The organism is Cyclobacterium sediminis, from assembly GCF_054781075.1.
Window position 1 is genome coordinate 16,991 of the sequence record NZ_BAAGVC010000002.1, and the last position, 18,332, is coordinate 35,322.

Genomic DNA, 18,332 nt, shown 5'->3' on the forward strand with positions numbered 1-18,332 from the left:
GAGGCTTTGGTTGTTGACTTTTAGAATCAATTCAATTTCATAAATGGTTCCGCTTGTAAATTCCCTTTTAAATAAACGTCAAGGAAGTAAACGAAGCTTTAATATACCCTAAAAAAAATATTCTACCAATAGCTAATCATAGCAATGGTAGAGAGTGGTTATCTAAAAAAATAATAGTTGAAATTCTTAAACCCTGAGTTAAAAATTAACAGAAAAGAGGGAGCGTGATTTTTTTTAACCAGCTCTGAGTTGGTCTGCTTCTGGGTAACCTTCATTAAAAATACGATCTAAAAAAATATAGACCTAACCAATAGGCGGCCTGTTAGAACCACCTATTAGGGATTTACTCCTCCATCTTCAATTCACTCTTCAGCACTTTGATGGTCAGAACATTATTGTCGGAGGAAATTATTTCCCATTCCTTTGCTGTTTCGCCTCCCCAGAATTTGCCCTGAATAGTGATTATCTGATCATTTTTGGTCCAGCTTCCTTTAAAATCATTGGTGACAATGGGAGGTGTGCCACAAAAACCACTGTTGGCACGGTGAATAAAAGTGCCATCGCTTAGAAAGCGATAACCATAAGTGTTTTCCTGCAATTGGTCAACTTTCTCCATTATCAGCTCATGCTCATTATAAGAAATATTGCTCCAAGAGCCCACGGGCATCGGGCCTGTTTCTGAAGCTGAAAGTTGAGGGTCTTCCACACAGGAAACGATAAAAAATAAAGTTATCAATAGCATTGTAAATGTGTTTTTCATCACTGTTTTTATTGGTTTTTCCCTTGACGAAGCCTAAAAAGGTTTTGTTGAGGTTATTATCAAAAAAGATGGGATTTTCTCTGCCACTTTTTACCTTTACATCATTTCCTTTGGGAATTGTTTCCTAAAAAGGTGTTAACTTATACAAACCTATACTTAGGCTGAAGAAAGATATGGATTTGTAGCTTTTGAATGATCCCTACTGAAGCGGTTGATGGTTATTGAATTTGCAGTAAAGCCTGATGAGAGCTTTAGCGTGAGAAAAGATTTCTTTTATTAATTAGTAACGAATGCATTTACTGAAGAAGACCCTCCTGTTAATACCATTGATTTTATCAATAGCCTTTCAACCCATATATGCACAACAAATCAACAATGGGAAAAGGCCAAACATTGTTTTTATCATGGCCGATGATTTGGGTTATGGCGACTTGGGTGCATATGGACAGGATTTGATCCAAACCCCCAATATAGATGCCTTGGCTAAGGAAGGTATGGTATTTAGTCAAGCCTACGCCGGGGGACCGGTATGTACCTCATCCAGATCTGTGCTGATGACCGGCCAGCACAATGGGCATACAGTAGCCAGAGACAATGTGCCACATTATCCTACATACCTCCAGGAAGGAGATATTACCTTGGCTATGGTCTTGAAGGAGTCCGGATACCGGACGGGAGGGGTAGGAAAATGGTCCTTGGGAGATGCCAAAACGGAAGGTCGAGCCACCAATATGGGCTTTGATACTTGGACGGGCTATTTAAATCAGGACCATGCCCATTACTATTACCCCAGTTACTTGGATCATGACGATAGAAAAATACTATTAACGGATAATCCCATCCTAAGAAACAATTACAGTCATGACATTCTCACCAATTCGACTTTAAATTTTATTCGCAAGCATAGAAAAGCGCCCTTCTTTTTTTATGCTGCCTATACCAGTCCTCATTTTTCTGCCCCTGAAGAAGATGAGCATGGTTTGACAGTTCCTTCCACTTACCCCTATACGGAAAAAAATTGGCCTGAGGCAGCCAAAAAATATGCAGCCATGATTTACCGTCTTGATAAGGATGTGGGCAAAATTGTGGCTCTTTTGAATGAGCTAGGCCTTAGGGAGAATACCTTAATTGTCTTTACTTCAGACAATGGAGGACACAGCAATGTGTGGAAAAAATTCAGGACCAATGGAAAGCTAAAAGGGTATAAACGAGATCTGTATGAGGGAGGGATAAGGGTACCTTTTATTGCAAGTTGGCCCGGTGTAATCCCAACCGGGCAAAAATCAGATGAGCCGATTGGTTTCCAAGACATGCTACCAACTTTTGCCGAACTGGGCAGGGCTCCCGTTAAGGCGAAGATTGATGGGGCCTCTGTTTTTGAGGCTCTGAAAGGCAATCCATTACCCAAAAATGAGCGGGTATTCTATTGGGATTTTGGTCATACCAGAGAAAGGTATGATCAGGCTGTGAGAATGGGTAAATGGAAAGGAATCCGAAGAGGGCAGGGCCAAGCGATTGAAGTATACAACCTTGCCGAGGATATTTCTGAACAATATAATCTGGCGGATGAAAATCCGGAGTTGGTAGAAAAAATGGACAAGTTAATGGATGCCATGGTGGTGCCTTCTCCTAGGTACTCGGTTGGTGAAATATATACAGGAGGTCCCATTTGGAAAAAAGACTGGTAAAGGGATGCATTCATTTCAAGTAATGAGCAATTTCTTTTTGTACATAATCGGACATAATCTTGTACGGAACCGTAGCAAGGAAGGGCTTGATATTGTCTTCAAGCCCTTGAATCCTTATTCAAGGGCCTATTATTTTTTGGCACTTAATTGGCCTTTATTTTCCCAAAAGAAAAATCCATTTAATTCATGAGAATATTTATCGGAATGATCCTTTGGGCCATCTTATTGGTGCTTTGCTGGCCTTTAGCCTTAATTGTTTTATTGTTATACCCTATAATATGGTTGGTATTACTGCCATTCCGCTTGCTGGGATTTGGGGTAACCCTTACCCTTTCCATGATATTTGCCTTGTTTATGTTGCCATTTACCCTGATGCGGGCTTAATTACCTCTTGCTTATAAGGAGCAAACCCATATAAGTAATCGCCGCATTTACCAGAAGGATTTCAAAGCCAAACTGAAAGCCATTGAACCAGCTGGCAGCGTTCCAGTCCAGGATAAACGAAAGGACAGGGCTTAAAAGACAGATAAAGGGTACCCATTTGTCCCTGACGCTAAATCTATTACTAAGTCCAAAGGCAAATAGACCGAGCAAAGGCCCATAAGTGAAACCTGCTGCCTTGAATACGGCACTTACTACACTTCTGTCGTTCACCTCATTGAATGCAACAATGGTTAGGAAAACCAAGAAGGTAAATCCAATATGGATCCAACGTCTGGTTTTATCTTGGTCGATGTTATTGCGCTCAGGAAGGTTGACAATGTCTATACAAAAAGAGGTGGTCAAGGCCGTTAAAGCGGAATCGGCGCTAGAAAAAGCTGCAGCAGTAATCCCCAATAAAAAGACCACACCTGCCAGGGTTCCAAAGTGGTTCAATGCCAAGAAAGGGAACAATTCATCTGTGGCCTTTGGTAGCTCAATGCCATTAACTTCTGCGTAATGGTAAAGCAATACCCCTAAACTTAAAAAAAGTAAGTTTGAAATAAAGAAGGTAATGGAAAACCAGAAGATGTTTTTCTGAGCATCCTTTTGATTGCGACAGGTCAGGTTCTTTTGCATAACGTTCTGATCCAGCCCGTTCATGGCAATGGTAATAAAAATACCACCTGCAAACATCTTGAAGAAATTCTGGCTAGAATTGCCTCCCCAAACAAAGATGGAGGACAAATCGCTTGCTCCAACCACGGTCAATAATTCAGAGGTACTTTTGTCCAGGTGTTTGCCTATTACCACAATGGTGATCACCACCGCCAAAAGCAAAAATATGGTTTGTAGGGTATCTGTCCATACAATGGTTTTGATGCCACTTTTATAGGTATAAAGCCAAATCAGCACCATGGTGGTCAATACAGATGCATAAAAGGGAATATTGAAGGCGTCAAAAAAGGCAAGTTGTAAGACAGTAGCAGCCAAAAAGAGCCTAAAAGAGGCACCGATGGTTTGCGAAATAAGAAAAATGGTGGCTCCAGAAAGGTAGGCTTTCTGCCCAAATCTTGTTTTGAGGTATTCGTAAATTGAGATCAGGTTTAATTTGTAAAAGAGCGGTATCAATATCAGGCCAATAACTGCATAGCCAACCATGTTTCCCATTACAAATTGCAAATAGGCCCATTGCGTGTTGCCTACCTCTCCGGGTACGGAGATAAAGGTAACCCCTGATAAGGCAGCACCCACCATGCCAAAGGCCACCAAGAACCATGGGGATTCCCTGTTTCCTGTATAAAAAGTTTGGCTATCAGATTTGAGTGAAGTGAGGTAACTTATCAATAATAAAAGTGCAAAATAAGCGGCGATTACACCAAAAACGAGCAATGGACTCATGGTTCTCTTTTTATAATATATTTTTTATCCCCAATGATAGGCATTTTCTTTAAATCATTTTAATGAGACGCCACAAATTTGGTATCTTTCAATCGAATTTGATTTGTTTGAAAGTATGGCCAATTATATTGAAAATAGCATAAGCTTTAATGCTGCGAGACATCTAGTACTATCTTTAATTGATTTAGCAAAAAAAGGATTGCTTACTTTAATTTTGCTTTCCATTAATTTTGTCTCACTTTTTGCACAACAAACGCCTCCTTTTTTGGCAGAGAAATATGAATATTGGGCAGATTCGGTTTTGGCTAACTTAAGTCCTGAAGAACGAATTGCACAGTTGATTATGATTCCAGCCTATTCCAATAAGGACAAGGTTCATGTGGATTCCATTGCAGGTTTGGTGAGAGAATACGGTGTAGGGGGGATCATCTTTTTTCAAGGTGGACCGGTTCGTCAGGCACAAATGATCAACCAATTCCAACAAATTTCCAAGGTGCCATTAATGATAAGCCTGGACGGAGAATGGGGGCTCAAAATGCGATTGGACAGTACGGTTCGTTTTCCTTATCAAATGGCTTTGGGAGGATTAACAGATGAAAGCCTGATTTATGAAATGGGGGCAGAAGTGGCCCGCCAGGCAAAAAGAGCCGGAATCAATGTGAATTTTGCGCCGGTGGTGGATGTCAACAATAATGCGAATAACCCGGTAATCGGCTTCCGTTCCTTTGGTGAGGAAAAAGAAAATGTAACCAGCAAATCATTGGCTTATATGAAAGGCATGCAGGACAATGGTATTTTGGCTTCTGCCAAGCATTTTCCAGGCCATGGAGATACAAATGTAGATTCACATTATGGGCTTCCTGTGCTTCATTTCTCCAAAAAACGGCTTAAGGAATTGGAGTTATACCCTTTTCAGCAATTAATGGATCAGGGATTGGGCAGTGTAATGGTGGCCCATATGGAAATCCCCGTTCTTGATAGTACAGTAAACAGCCCCTCTAGTCTTTCCAAACCCATTGTTACAGACTTGTTGAAAGATGAAATGGGTTATAAAGGGCTGATTTTTACAGATGCTTTAAATATGCAGGCTGTCGCAAAATATTATCCTCCTGGAAAGGTAGATGCCAAGGCTTTGCTGGCAGGGAATGACATGCTGTTAAATACCATGAATGTGTCTGCTGCCATTGCGGAAATAAAAGCTGCCATAACACGTGGTGAGATTAGCCAAGAAGAAATAGATAGAAGGGTATTAAAGGTATTGAAAGCAAAAGCCTGGCTTGGACTAGACCAATGGGCACCTGTAGAAACAGATCATTTGATTGCTGACTTGAACAATTCTTCAGCCAACTTTTTAGCGGAACGTTTGACAAAGGCCTCCCTTACACTGCTTAGGAATGAAGAAAATGTATTGCCGGTAAAAGGACTTGAAAACACAAAAATAGCAAGCCTATCTTTAGGAGCGAATCAAAGAACTGAGTTTCAACACCAGCTAGAAAGGTACAGTCCAATGGATCATTTTGTTTTCCCAAAAGAAGGGGATGTGAATGATATAATTGCCTTAAAAGAAAACCTTGCCGGTCACCAGTTGATCTTGGTAGGCATTCATGGACTTGGGATAAGACAAGGGAGAAACAACTTTGGAATAAGTCCTGAAATGGTAACCTTATTGAGAACACTAATAGAAAGCCATACTGTAATAGTAAGCGTTTTCGGTAATGTTTATAGCTTGGGGAAAATTCAGGGATTGGAAAATGCGGCCGGGGTAATAGCGGCCTATCAAGAAACCCCTCTTACACAGGATTTAACTGCCCAAATGATATTTGGTGGAATTGGTGCGCAAGGAAAATTGCCTGTTACCATCAACTCATTTTTTAAGCGAGGAGACGGGTTGCAGTTAGAAGGAGGGATTAGAATGGCCTACACATCTCCCGAGGGAGTTGGATTGTCTTCTAAAGATTTGGCAGGCATCGATTCCATTATGCAGCTAGCGGTTAAAGGCAAAGCCATACCCGGAGGACAGGTTTTAGTGGCCAAAAGTGGTAAGGTTTTTTACCACAAGGCTTTTGGCTACCACACTTATGATTCCTTAAAGGAGGTGAAGCCGGATGATTTGTATGACCTTGCCTCTGTAACCAAAATTAGTACTTCATTGGCTGCATTTATGCATTTGAAGGGTTTAGGAAAGTTTGATGAAAACAATACCTTAGGGCATTATTTAACAGCGGCAAAAGGAACGAATAAGGAGGATTTGAAATACAAGGATATTTTAACGCATCAGGCCAGATTACGTTCATGGATTCCCTTTTGGATGTCCACTGTAAAGAAAAACGGGAAGTTCAGATGGTTTACCATGAAGAAGGATTCTTCAAAAAGATTTCCTATAAAGGTTGCAGATAGCCTGTACATTCACCGTAATTATGCAAGGAAAATTTATAAGGAAATATTTTCCTCCCCTCTTAATGCCGAACCGGGATATGTTTATAGTGATTTGTCATTTATTCTTGCACCAAAGGTAGTAGAAGAGATCACCGGCGAGTCCTTTTATTCCTATTTAGAAGAAAACCTTTACAAACCCTTGGGGGCCGGATCGCTTACTTTTAATCCTTATTTAAAATTTGAATTGGATAGGATTGTTCCTACTGAATATGATTCTGCTTTTAGAAAACAGCTTTTACATGGAATGGTACATGATGAAGGGGCAGCAATGCTCGGGGGAGTGAGCGGCCATGCCGGATTGTTTGGCACAGCCAACGATGTGGCCAAGCTGATGCATCTTTACCTAAATGATGGGTTGTATGCTGAGGAACAGCTCATTGCTTCGGGAGTGGTGCATGAATATAGCAAATGCGTATATTGCGATGAGGGAAATTATAGGGGGATGGGATTTGACCGGCCCAATAAACCGGGTGATCCAAATGGAAATGCTGCTCCGAGTGTCTCGGAAAAGAGCTTTGGGCATTCAGGCTTTACCGGTACCTATACCTGGATAGATCCTGAAAATGAAATCGTCTATGTTTTCCTTTCCAACAGGGTTCATCCAACCAGGGAAAATCGAAATATTTACAAACTGAATTTGCGAACAAACATATTAGAGGAGGTCTATAAGGCTATAGAAAAAGCAAAGAGTAGATAGTAAATAATCCTTTTATGCTAAGTCACAAGTGACGCATTGATGTAAGCTGAAGTTATAGACAGGCACCCGCTGATAAGTATAGGTTATTCTAATACCATAATAATAATAATAATAATAATAATTGGGGAATAAGATGGGGGAAAGTTGTTGAAAGGAGGCCTTTTTTTTGCTTGTTGGTCAAGTTTAATACTCACCTTCCACTATTTTTCTCTTAAGATTTTTCACCTTGTCTAAAGTAAGCGGCTTGACAATATAATCACTGACATGCTCATATTTTTTGGCTTTGTCCATTTCGTCTTTGTTAATGGATGAAGAAATCACAAAGATTTTAATGGGATGATCTAAAGTAACCTCTCCAATTTTATCCAATAATTGCCAACCATTCATCAGAGGCATATTGATGTCAGTAAGGATAACATCTGGAATAGGTTCATTGTTTTCAACCCGCTGGCGAAAGTCTTCCCATGCTTCTTCACCATTTAAGAAAAACAGTGCTTTTTTGGTAAAAGCGGTTATTTCTATAATTTTTTTAGTCCCAAAATTATAAAGTGGGTCATCATCTACTATGTATGTTAGCCCTATCTCACCCATAAAAAGTATTTGTTATTTGAAACATTAATTGAAGATAGAGATTTCATATAGACTATCACTGGTTAAACTATTCAATACTATCTAGTAAGGGTCAAGAAGTTAATCTTCCTTAAAACAGCATCTTTAGTCGTTGTGGGTGGCCAAAACGCCAAAGAACTGTTTCATGTATGTTTGGCAACTCTCTACAAAAAATAACGAATTGCCAAACAAACCTAAATTTAAATCATTTAATTTAATTTTTTCTATATTTAGCTTTAATTTTTCCTAAAATGGAGACGAATATCAGATCTCAATTGTATAATTAGATTTAAAATGTTTCAAATCAAAGTTTGTTTTATATAGGGCTTGGTCGTTTCAATAAGAACATATTTTTCTATGAAGGGGCATTTTTGTTTTTTTTCATTTACTTTACAGTATTAAAAGTGTTAAGACCTAAATACAACCTTTCTATGAAACCATTATTTTCGATTGCGGTAATTTTATTATTTATAGCTTTTGGCTGTCAGTCAGGAGGAAATGTAGAAACAAGTGAAGAATCAAAAGAAATGAAAAATACTTTAAGCGCTGAAAAACCCTTATTGAGGCATGTAGTCCTTTTTTCTTTTAAAGAGGAGTCAAGTCCAGAAGATGTAGCCAAAGTTGAGGAAGCATTTATTGGGCTTCAAGATAAAATTCCTCAGATTGTAGGTTTTGAATGGGGGACCAATAATAGTCCTGAGGGATTAAACAAAGGGCTGACCCATTGTTTTTTGCTCACTTTTGAGAGTGAAGAAGACAGGGACGCTTATTTGCCTCATCCTGCCCATAAAGCATTTGGCGAAGTGTTAACGCCTCATTTAAAAGATGTTACTGTGGTTGATTACTGGACCAAATAAATTTAAATGGATAAAGCAATGCCATTTCAATTTGATGGCATTGCTTTATCCATTGGTTGTGATAAGTTATCCCATTGTACCACAGCCTGTAGAATTGGAAAAATGCTGCATTTAAATCTATTACTTAATGTTTATGCGGTAAAGTTTTTTCATCCATGCTTACATCTTTCTCAGAACGAATCTGCATGCGGTAATATACCAGGATTTCCTCGGCGCCTTCAGTCAGGACGGCATCTTGAGCAGCTTTGGCAATTGCCATTAATTTTTCTTCCGGACCTTCCATTACAGTTTCGAAGGGAGTAACCTCGTATTTCACTCCTGATGCAGCAATAACTGCTATGGCTTTGTCTACCAATTCGTAGCTGTCCCGGTCTTTACTTTTAGGGACTATCTGGATTCCAAGATTTATATTTTTCATGATGCTATTTATTGAATTGATTCATGGTTTTTTCCAGCCCTATAGTGCTAAACGCTGTGATCATGTCAATGGTTTTGTCCATATATATTGGCAGGGTATCGATTTCTTCCTGTGACCACCTTCCCAATACATAATCTATTTGCCTACCTTTTGGGTAATCATCACCAATTCCAAACCTGAGACGTGCATAATTTTGGCCACCTGTTAGTTCTTCGATATTCTTTAAGCCATTGTGCCCGGCGCTAGATCCTTTGGGCTTCAATCGGAGTTTGCCAAAAGGGAGAGCCAAGTCGTCTACTACAACCAAGACATTCTCTTTTGGTATCTTCAAGGTTTTCATCCAGTAATTAACGGCTTTTCCACTCAAATTCATATAAGTGGTAGGTTTGATTAAATGCAATTGTCGACCTTTGTGTTTGAGCAAGGAGGTAAAAGCAAGCCGGTTACTTTCCCAGCTCAAATTCTTCTGATCAGCCAATCTGTCTAATACCAGAAAACCAATATTATGTCTTGTCAATTCATACTCCGGACCGATGTTTCCCAGTCCAACAACAAGGTATTTCATACGCTTTTTCGCCTTTTACAATCTTCAATTTTTAAAACTAAATAGTTATAGCCAATTAGGGAGTAGGGTATTCAATGAAAAACTTCTTTCTAAAGGAGTTAATCCAATAAGCCAGGAAAGTAGGGTAACAGCCTTTGTTTTTCATCAAAGCTCATTAATTCACCAATAGGTTATTGGGCTTCACTTGCATTGGATGGCCCTACTTAAAGGTGAAGATAAAAAAATCCTGTTCCGTGAAAAACAGAACAGGATTAAAATTTTATAAGAGAAATGGCAAGGATTATCCTTCTTCTTCCTCCTCATCGCCTTTCTTACCTCTCAAGGCTCTTGGAACACCTACGGTGGCAATTGTTACGTTTGGACTGTTAAGTAATTCAAACTTCTCAACACTTAGGTCTCCTACTTTTACAGATTTACCCAATTCAAGGGTTGAGATATCAAATGGAATCTCATCGGGAAGGTCGTTAGCAAAACCTTTAACCAATAGGGTTCTGGTTTTGATTTCCAATTTACCACCTTTGATGATACCTGGAGAAGAACCGTAAGGTTTCACAGGGATTTCCATCTTAATTGCCTTTTTATCGCTAAAAGCTAAAAAGTCTGCATGAAGTAAAATTTCACTTACCGGGTGAAATTGCGCTTCTCTAAGAATTGTTTTAATGACAGTTCCTTCAATATTCAGATCCACCATATGTACTTCAGGTGTGTAGATTAAGTCTCTGAATAATATAGCCGGTGCTACGAAGTGAATTTGTTCTTTAATACCCGGTCCGTAAACAACACAAGGAACATTTCCCTCTTCGCGGATTGCGTCAAGAGATCTTCTGTCGAGATTTGCTCTTTTAAACCCTATAATCTCAAGTGATTTCATAATTTATGTTTGGTTAAAATAATAAATGCTTAAATAAATAGTGAACTTATAGAGGAGTTTCCTGTAACTGCATGAATTGCCTTTGCAAATAAATCTGCTACTGTTAACACCTTTATTTTAGAGGATTCCTGTCTTACTGGGATTGTATCGGTTATGACCAATTCTGAAAGAACGGAATTCTCAATATTTTCATAGGCCTTGCCAGACAAGACTCCATGAGTGGCAATGGCTCTAACCGAAGTTGCTCCCTTATCCATTATGATTTGGGCGGCTTTGCACATGGTTCCGGCAGTATCGACCAAGTCGTCTATCATCACCACATCTTTTCCTTTTACATCTCCAATCAACTGCATTGACGCCACTTCGTTGGCCCTTTTTCTGTGCTTATCACAAACGACCATGTCTACCTCAAAATGCTTGGCGTAAGACCTCGTTCTACCCACTCCTCCAACATCCGGAGAAGCAAATATAAGGTTTCCTAAATCCAAGCTTTTTAAATAGGGCACAAAGATAGCTGATCCATTCAAATGATCCAAAGGAATGTCAAAGAATCCCTGAATTTGTCCTGCATGAAGATCACATGTCATGATGCGGTCAGCACCTGCGGATGTAATCATGTTGGCAATAAGTTTGGCGGCAATACTAACCCTGGGCCTATCTTTTCTATCCTGTCGTGCATATCCAAAATAGGGAATTACAGCACAAACTTTGTATGCACTGGCTCTTTTGGCTGCATCTATCATCAGGCATAATTCTAATAGGTTATCTGCTGAAGGATTTGTGGATTGTATCAAAAAGACATTACAACCTCTGATCGATTCATTATAACTTGGTGACATTTCTCCATCGCTGAATTTAGCTAGGGTCAAGTCGCCAAGTGCTTGGCCATAGGATTTGGCAATACTCTTGGCCAAATGGGGAGTATTTGAACCTGAGAAAATTTTTGTCTCGGGCATGATATTATTTTTTTAGGTGGATTTTGTACAAAGGAATAACAAATGTAAGAAAAAAATGATGGTTACCTTTTCTTGATAAAAATAAAAAATTGGTAGTTCATATTTTTGAATCACCTAAAAGCCTTATAATTCTAAATTGTCATAAGTCTCATTTAAATAATCAATTTCTTCTATGATCCGCTGTCCTAGATCAAAAAGGGGTTTGTCTTCTTTGGCTTTTTCTATTTGATTCGTTAATTCTAAAAGGATGAAAAAGCCTGTGGTACCAGCTGAATTTTTTATTTTTTTAATAATTTGTAATAAAAAAATTTTGTCCTGTGACTGGAGAGCTTGTTTTAAATAAGTTTTATTCTCTTGTAGGTTTTCATGGGCAATTTTCAATAATTCCTTTCCTATTTCCTTGTCTCCGTCGAATAGATTCAATAGATGTACTTTATCAAAATGCTTAGGCTTATAAACAGTGTTGCTCTCCAATTCTTCTTTTTCTAATGAATCTGAATTTATAGGCCTAAGAAGCTTAATAATTTTTTCTGTTAATTTGTCCTGTACCAAAGGTTTGCTCATGTAATCGTTCATGCCTGAATCAATGCATCTTTCTTTCTCTCCTTTAACTGTTCCGGCTGTCAATGCTATGATTGGGATTCCTTTGCCATGATCAATTGTCCGAATGGCCTTGGCAGTCTCATACCCGTTCATTATAGGCATCTGAATATCCATTAAAATTAAGTCAGGTTGATTTTTAATCACATGTTCGTAGGCCATTAGCCCATTTTCTGCTTCAATTATATTGATGGTAGGACTTATTTTTGACAAAATTATTTTTGACAACTTCATGTTCACCGGATTGTCTTCAGCAATCAGGATATTAAATTCCTGATTGGTTAAGAAATTTTGATCTATTCCTGATTCTGATGGACTTTGAGAAAATTCACTGTAACTGGGGTTTTGCAATTTTTGAAACACTTTATCAATTTGATGGTTTTTAATTGGCTTAATTAAGCGATGATGTACGTTTAGTTTAACAAGTTTTTCCTTGTCCAACTCATTGTCATTTGAGCTGGATAGAAGTACTACTGGAACTTTCGCTATATTTTGGTTGCTTAGGGATCGGATTTTTTCTATTGTTTCAATACCATTAAGAAAGGGCATTCGTAAATCCATTAACACCAAATCCAACGGCCATTCTTTTTCCAATACTTGAAGGCCTTCCAGTCCATTGGTTGCTTCAAGGCATTGTATGTTTTTTACTTCTAGAATTTCTTTCACCAAATATAGGTTGGTTTGATTGTCGTCCACCACCAAAACTTTGTTTAAGCCATGGTTTTCGCTCCACTTTTCTTTCTCTCCTTCTTCAGATTTCAGGTGAAGATCAAAATAAAACAAGCTCCCTTGGTTGGGCTCGCTTTTTAGTTCGAGTTTACTGCCCATTAAGCCCAATAATTTATTAGAGATGGTTAATCCTAGACCTGTACCGCCAAATTTTCTTGTAGTACTTGCATCTTCTTGGGAAAAAGCATCAAATATTTTAAGCTGCTTGTCATAAGATATGCCTATTCCTGTATCTTTTACAGAAAATCGGAATTTTATCGTTTCATTATTGGGGTCATTTTCGAGGGTTTCTACCTTCAATTCTACCTCTCCTTTATGCGTGAATTTAATTGCATTCGTTAGGAGGTTTACCAATACCTGTCGTATTCTAATGTCATCACCATATACAAATCGAGGTAAATGAGGAGAAAGGTTAAGGATGAGCTCCAGACCCTTTGAATGGGCCTGATAATTTATAATATCCGCTACCTGAGTACCAAGTTCAAATATATCCACCTTGTCAATGGACAATTCCATTTTACCAGCTTCAATTTTTGAGAAGTCTAAAATGTCATTTATGAGATCTAATAAGGAATGAGCCGAATGGTAAACGGTCTTCATGTACTGAAGCTGGGTCTCAGTTAAAGGTGTTTTCATCAATAAATCAGAAAAACCTATCACACCATTCAACGGTGTTCTAATTTCGTGACTCATATTGGCTAAGAAATCAGATTTTGCCCTGTTGGCATTTTCTGCACTCTCTTTGGCAGCTTTGAGTTGGCTATCAAATTCCTTTCTTGCACTAATGTCTTGAAAGGTGCCGTACATTAGTAGTGGCTTTTCTTCCTGATCCCAAGAAAATACTCTACCAATTTCAAGGACCCAAACCCAGTGGCCATCCTTATGCTTTATGCGGATTTCACATTCATAAACTTCCGTCTCTTTATTAAAATGTTTAGCCAGGCCTTCTTTTTTAAGTGCCATGTCTTCGGGGTGGCATAAATTGTTCCAGTCTTCCTGAAATAAGATGGTTTGCTCGTCAATACCATAACCTATAATTTCCCAAAATCTTTGGTTAACTAAGATTTGATTGGTGCTCATGTTCCATTCCCAAGTTCCTGTATTGGTACTGGTAATGATCGCATTGAGCCGTTTCCCGTTTTCTAATAAAGCCATTTCAGCTTTCTTTCTTTCACTTATATCGTTGGTTATACCAACCATGCCTGTTATCTCCCCGGTTTCGGTTTTCAAGGGCAATTTAGAAATTAAACAGAAACGTTTGGTTCCATTTTTCTGTTCAAGGACAACCTCTTTATTGATGATACTTTTCCCGTCTTTTATCACCAATTCATCTTCAATTCTAGAGGCTTTGGCAGTTTCTTTTTTAAATAATTCTTCGTCCTTTTTGCCCAGGACTTCTTTCTCATTTGATAAACCGATGTACTCTAATTCCTTTTGATTAATGAGTGTCTTTTCAAAATTTGTGTTTTTTGTATAAATATTTATTGGGATGTTATCAATTATAGTTCTAAGAAGGGTGCGTTCCTTGTTGATAGATATTGCAGCAGCCTCCAGTTCCTCATGGGCTTCTAGGTAGCCGGAAGTATCCATTCCATTGCATAATACAAAAGGGGCTCCATACAATGGTTCAAACATGACATTGTTGATCTGGAAGGTAATCGTTTTTCCTGACTTGGAAATTAGCCTTCCTGTACCATTATATGCTTTATCGGATTTTATTTTTTGGAGGTATTCGGAGAAAATGTCTTTATTTACCACCAAGTCAAACATGTTTATTTTTAATAGCTCTTCCTTAGTGTATTCTAAAATTCTAATACCAGAATTATTGATATGTAAAATTCCCCCATCTAAATCATGCTTAATCATCAACCCCTGAGTGTTTTCGAAAAAATCCTGGTATTCTTTTATCGTCTGCTCAGTTTCGATTTCTTCACTTTTTTGTCGACTGATATTATTTACGATACATAATATATCATTATCAGTCAATAGCATTTTTTCAAAGGTCACTTCGAACCATTCGGTTTTGCCATTGATTTCAAGATTGTATTCATGTTTTTGCTTTTCTCCTGTTTGTAGTGCCTGGGTAAATAATTTCTGAAAAAGTTTAACCAAATCGGGTCTAAATCCGACTTCACTTATTTTTTTATTGAGAAATACTTTCGGAGGGAATTTTAAATGTTCTTCGTTGGCCGTGAAGTATTCTCTGAAAACTTGATCTTCATCTAGTAAAAATACAACATCTCCAATGTTTTTAAGTATAGTCCCCGTTTTTTGATTGAAGGAGCGTAGTTTGATTTCTTTGAAGCATAAATCGATTTGATTTTCTATTTGCTCAGCAAAAACTTTTAAGGTTTTCCTTTGACTATCCAGAAGCTTTTTAGGCTTATGATCAAAAATGCACAATGCACCAATAGGAAAACCTCCCGGTGAAAATATAGGATGACTCGCATAGTAAGTTACCAAGTTCCCCTCAAGTTCCAGTTGTTGCTGTAAAAAGCGAGGGTCTTTCGTTAAATCAGGAACCTCAAATTCTCCATCCCTCGTAACCAAATAAAAACCCTCTGACTGTTTACGGGAAATTTCACTTGTTTTTAAGCCTGATTTGGATTTAAACCACACCTTGTCATGTCCTAAAACAGTAACCAAGGCTATAGGCACATTAAAACTGTCAGCAATCAATCCGGTAATACTATCAAAAGTCAGATCAGATAAATCGCCTAGCGATTGAACAGTATTTACTGCCTTCAACCACCTGGAATCTTTTTCTGGGTCTTTATATACGGAAATGCTCATTTCAGATAAATACAGTCAATTAAATGGTGATTTTAAAGAAATTTACAAGTATTTCCTAAATATTCACTAGTAATTTTTAAATTTTTGACATGGAAAAATCCATGAAATTATTTGATAATCAAAATTATTAATTTATATAACATTTTTGATTATGTGAAAGTTAGAATTTTGAAATTTAAATATTTATAAGTAATCAGGAATGTTAATGGTTTCGATCAATTTTTTTTAAGATGAAATGAATTTCCTAATATTCCTTTTAAAAATACCTTGTCTACATCATCTAAGCTTTAAATATGCTTCCAAATTTATTAGCTTTAATTGTTTTCTTTGAGAAGATTTTTAGAAAAAATAGTAAGAAAAAGAAGAAAATTCAACTGAGAATTACTGTTTTTTGACACTGGCGGTAAATTATGAATGTAGCTTTGAATTTAAAATGGAAGGAATATGATACCTTTAGGATACTAATTTCAATAATTAATTTATGCTTGTTCAATGAAAAAAACACTTGAAAACAAATCATTTTTTTTGCTGGCAATCCTTGCCATTACAATATTGATGTCCGGACCTATTTATGGTCAGAAAGCAAAAGAATTAAGAGTGATGTCCTATAATATTCATCACGCCAATCCACCTTCAAAGCCTGATTTGATTGATATAGATGCGGTTGCCAAGGTAATAAACGCTTCCAAACCTGATTTGGTGGCCCTACAAGAGGTAGATGTAAACACCAAAAGATCAGGAGTTAACCTAAATCAAGCCAAAGAATTGGCCAAATTGACCGGGATGAACTATTACTTTGAGCCTTCCATGCCATATCAGGGTGGTGGGTACGGAAATGCTATCCTTTCAAAATTTCCCATTGAAAAACAGTTTTTTCTTCAATTGCCTGGCAAGGAAAATTCTGAGCCTAGATCTGTATTAATTGTACAAGTAACTTTACCCGGCAACCAAAAAGTGAAGTTTGCTTCCACGCATCTTGATTTTAAAAATGATGCGATTACTGCTCTGCAAACTCAAGCTGTCGTTTCTTATTTCAGTAAGGAGAAAATACCCGTGCTTATTGCAGGAGATTTTAATGCCATACCTAAGTCTGAGGCCATACAATTAATGGATAAGAAATTTGAAAGAACCTGTCAAGAAGATTGTCTACCTACTATTCCTGTCAATAAACCCAATAAAGCCATTGACTTTGTATTTTATAAGCCCCGGAAAGCATTTGTTGTAAAGCACCATGAGGTTATTGCAGAAAGATATGCATCTGATCATTTACCGGTTTTTGCTATTTTAGCTTATTAAATTACGGCTGTGGTTTGTTCTTGGCAAATGGAACGCAAATGTACCATTTGGCCATACTTAAAAATTACTAAAAGTGGATCCTGCTATCATCATTTTTGGTTTTAAATTTCATTTGAATTCTATACTTTGGAATGAAGTTTATTTTATAAAAATATTTGGTTAAAAATGTCTGCTCTAATTTCTCAGTAAGTATTATTTACTCATTACTCATTACTCATTCACCTACTTAAATAAAGGGTAGTAAATTAAATAGGTATGAACAAAGTGTTTGGTTTGGTTTTTTTAATTGGTTTGGCTTGTTCCATTCCTGAAGGGGAAGGGCAAGAAATTAGCCAAGGAGAGCGTTTCAGGGTATTGGGTTATCTTTTTGTTAATGACGAATTAGAGGAAGAAGTTAATAAAATTGATTGGTCTTCCTATACTGACATTAATTTGGCCTTTGTACAGCCGGATTCTAATGGGGATTTTGTAGAGAGTAGAGGTTATAAATATTTGGTTGAAAATGCTCATATGAACAATGTTCGGGCCTTCATCTCCATTGGTGGCGGAGCTCCTCCAGAATATTTGGGTGATCTAATGCAGCCATCACACAGAAGTCATTGGGTGCAACAAATAGTAAAATTGGTAAATAATTATGGCTTTGATGGAGTAGATGTTGATTTAGAAAATGCCTTGATCAATGAAGACTACGCTCCTTTTGTCAAGGAATTGCATCAGGCTTTAAAAATGTCCGGAAAATTAATGACAGCCGCCTTGGCAAGTTGGAATGGAAACAAGATATCGGATGAGATATTAGGTCTATACGATTTTATAAATATTATGTCCTATGATGAAACAGGTCCATGGAACCTAGAGATAGTCGGACAACATTCTCCTTACGAAATGGCAGTTAACGATATTCATTATTACCATAAAGAGAGAGCTGTTCCAAAATCCAAGTTATTGCTTGGTTTACCTTTCTACGGCTATGGTTTTGGCTCAGGAGTTCCTGCAAGTTTAAGGTATAAGCATATCTTAGAAACTTTTCCCAATGCATATTTACAAGATAGCATTGTTTCCAAGGACGGTGGAGTGCTCTATTATAACTCTCCGGGACTTATTGGTAAAAAGACAGCATTGGCCAAAGACTTGGAGTTGGCTGGGGTGATGGTCTGGCACATCACGGCAGATGCTGAGGGCCCGCACTCCTTATTAAAAGCCATCAATGATGAGCGCTAACCTTAATATGATTGAATA

General features: G+C 37.8%; 14 protein-coding genes. 6 read left to right on the forward strand and 8 right to left on the reverse strand.

Annotated features, from left to right (window positions below):
- Positions 1-343 precede the first annotated feature (343 nt).
- Positions 344-760 carry a hypothetical protein gene (locus ACYVHJ_RS00700; RefSeq protein ID WP_460511661.1) on the reverse strand — a complete coding sequence of 139 codons (417 nt, stop codon included), beginning with the start codon at positions 758-760 and terminating at the stop codon, positions 344-346.
- A 290-nt stretch (positions 761-1,050) separates the two neighbouring features.
- On the opposite strand from ACYVHJ_RS00700, the gene ACYVHJ_RS00705 reads away from it, so the two are divergent.
- The gene (locus ACYVHJ_RS00705) at positions 1,051-2,448 is read left to right on the forward strand and encodes an arylsulfatase (RefSeq protein ID WP_460511663.1); all 1,398 of its coding nucleotides are present in this window, start codon (positions 1,051-1,053) and stop codon (positions 2,446-2,448) included.
- A 186-nt stretch (positions 2,449-2,634) separates the two neighbouring features.
- Positions 2,635-2,832, forward strand: a complete 198-nt coding sequence (locus tag ACYVHJ_RS00710; protein ID WP_339904480.1) for a hypothetical protein — start codon at positions 2,635-2,637, stop codon at positions 2,830-2,832.
- Here ACYVHJ_RS00710 and ACYVHJ_RS00715 read toward each other — a convergent pair whose 3' ends face one another.
- Positions 2,833-4,269: a sodium:solute symporter gene (locus ACYVHJ_RS00715; protein ID WP_460511666.1), complete on the reverse strand. Its 1,437-nt coding sequence runs from the start codon at positions 4,267-4,269 to the stop codon at positions 2,833-2,835.
- A 115-nt stretch (positions 4,270-4,384) separates the two neighbouring features.
- On the opposite strand from ACYVHJ_RS00715, the gene ACYVHJ_RS00720 reads away from it, so the two are divergent.
- Positions 4,385-7,402: a glycoside hydrolase family 3 N-terminal domain-containing protein gene (locus tag ACYVHJ_RS00720; RefSeq protein ID WP_460511668.1), complete on the forward strand. Its 3,018-nt coding sequence runs from the start codon at positions 4,385-4,387 to the stop codon at positions 7,400-7,402.
- A gap of 183 nt (positions 7,403-7,585) precedes the next feature.
- Here ACYVHJ_RS00720 and ACYVHJ_RS00725 read toward each other — a convergent pair whose 3' ends face one another.
- Entirely contained in the window at positions 7,586-7,993 is a 408-nt protein-coding gene (locus ACYVHJ_RS00725; protein ID WP_460511670.1) for a response regulator, read from the reverse strand.
- A 449-nt stretch (positions 7,994-8,442) separates the two neighbouring features.
- On the opposite strand from ACYVHJ_RS00725, the gene ACYVHJ_RS00730 reads away from it, so the two are divergent.
- Complete coding sequence (locus tag ACYVHJ_RS00730; RefSeq protein WP_339902845.1) at positions 8,443-8,868, forward strand: Dabb family protein; 426 nt, start codon at positions 8,443-8,445, stop codon at positions 8,866-8,868.
- A gap of 124 nt (positions 8,869-8,992) precedes the next feature.
- Here ACYVHJ_RS00730 and ACYVHJ_RS00735 read toward each other — a convergent pair whose 3' ends face one another.
- The 5 genes from ACYVHJ_RS00735 to ACYVHJ_RS00755 form a co-directional block, all read right to left on the reverse strand.
- On the reverse strand, positions 8,993-9,286 hold the full coding sequence (locus tag ACYVHJ_RS00735) for a thiamine-binding protein (RefSeq protein WP_339902846.1): 294 nt from the start codon (positions 9,284-9,286) through the stop codon (positions 8,993-8,995).
- A gap of 4 nt (positions 9,287-9,290) precedes the next feature.
- Complete coding sequence (gene pth / locus ACYVHJ_RS00740; protein WP_339902847.1) at positions 9,291-9,851, reverse strand: aminoacyl-tRNA hydrolase; 561 nt, start codon at positions 9,849-9,851, stop codon at positions 9,291-9,293.
- 280 nt (positions 9,852-10,131) lie between these two features.
- The gene (locus ACYVHJ_RS00745; protein WP_339902848.1) at positions 10,132-10,722 is read right to left on the reverse strand and encodes a 50S ribosomal protein L25/general stress protein Ctc; all 591 of its coding nucleotides are present in this window, start codon (positions 10,720-10,722) and stop codon (positions 10,132-10,134) included.
- 29 nt (positions 10,723-10,751) lie between these two features.
- Complete coding sequence (locus ACYVHJ_RS00750) at positions 10,752-11,678, reverse strand: ribose-phosphate pyrophosphokinase (protein WP_460511674.1); 927 nt, start codon at positions 11,676-11,678, stop codon at positions 10,752-10,754.
- Between the two features lie 123 nt (positions 11,679-11,801).
- Complete coding sequence (locus tag ACYVHJ_RS00755) at positions 11,802-15,800, reverse strand: response regulator (protein WP_460511676.1); 3,999 nt, start codon at positions 15,798-15,800, stop codon at positions 11,802-11,804.
- 492 nt (positions 15,801-16,292) lie between these two features.
- Between ACYVHJ_RS00755 and ACYVHJ_RS00760 the strand changes: the two genes are divergently transcribed.
- Positions 16,293-17,096 carry an endonuclease/exonuclease/phosphatase family protein gene (locus ACYVHJ_RS00760; protein ID WP_339902851.1) on the forward strand — a complete coding sequence of 268 codons (804 nt, stop codon included), beginning with the start codon at positions 16,293-16,295 and terminating at the stop codon, positions 17,094-17,096.
- Between the two features lie 255 nt (positions 17,097-17,351).
- Positions 17,352-18,314 carry a glycoside hydrolase family 18 protein gene (locus tag ACYVHJ_RS00765; protein ID WP_460511679.1) on the forward strand — a complete coding sequence of 321 codons (963 nt, stop codon included), beginning with the start codon at positions 17,352-17,354 and terminating at the stop codon, positions 18,312-18,314.
- The last annotated feature ends 18 nt before the right edge of the window (positions 18,315-18,332 follow it).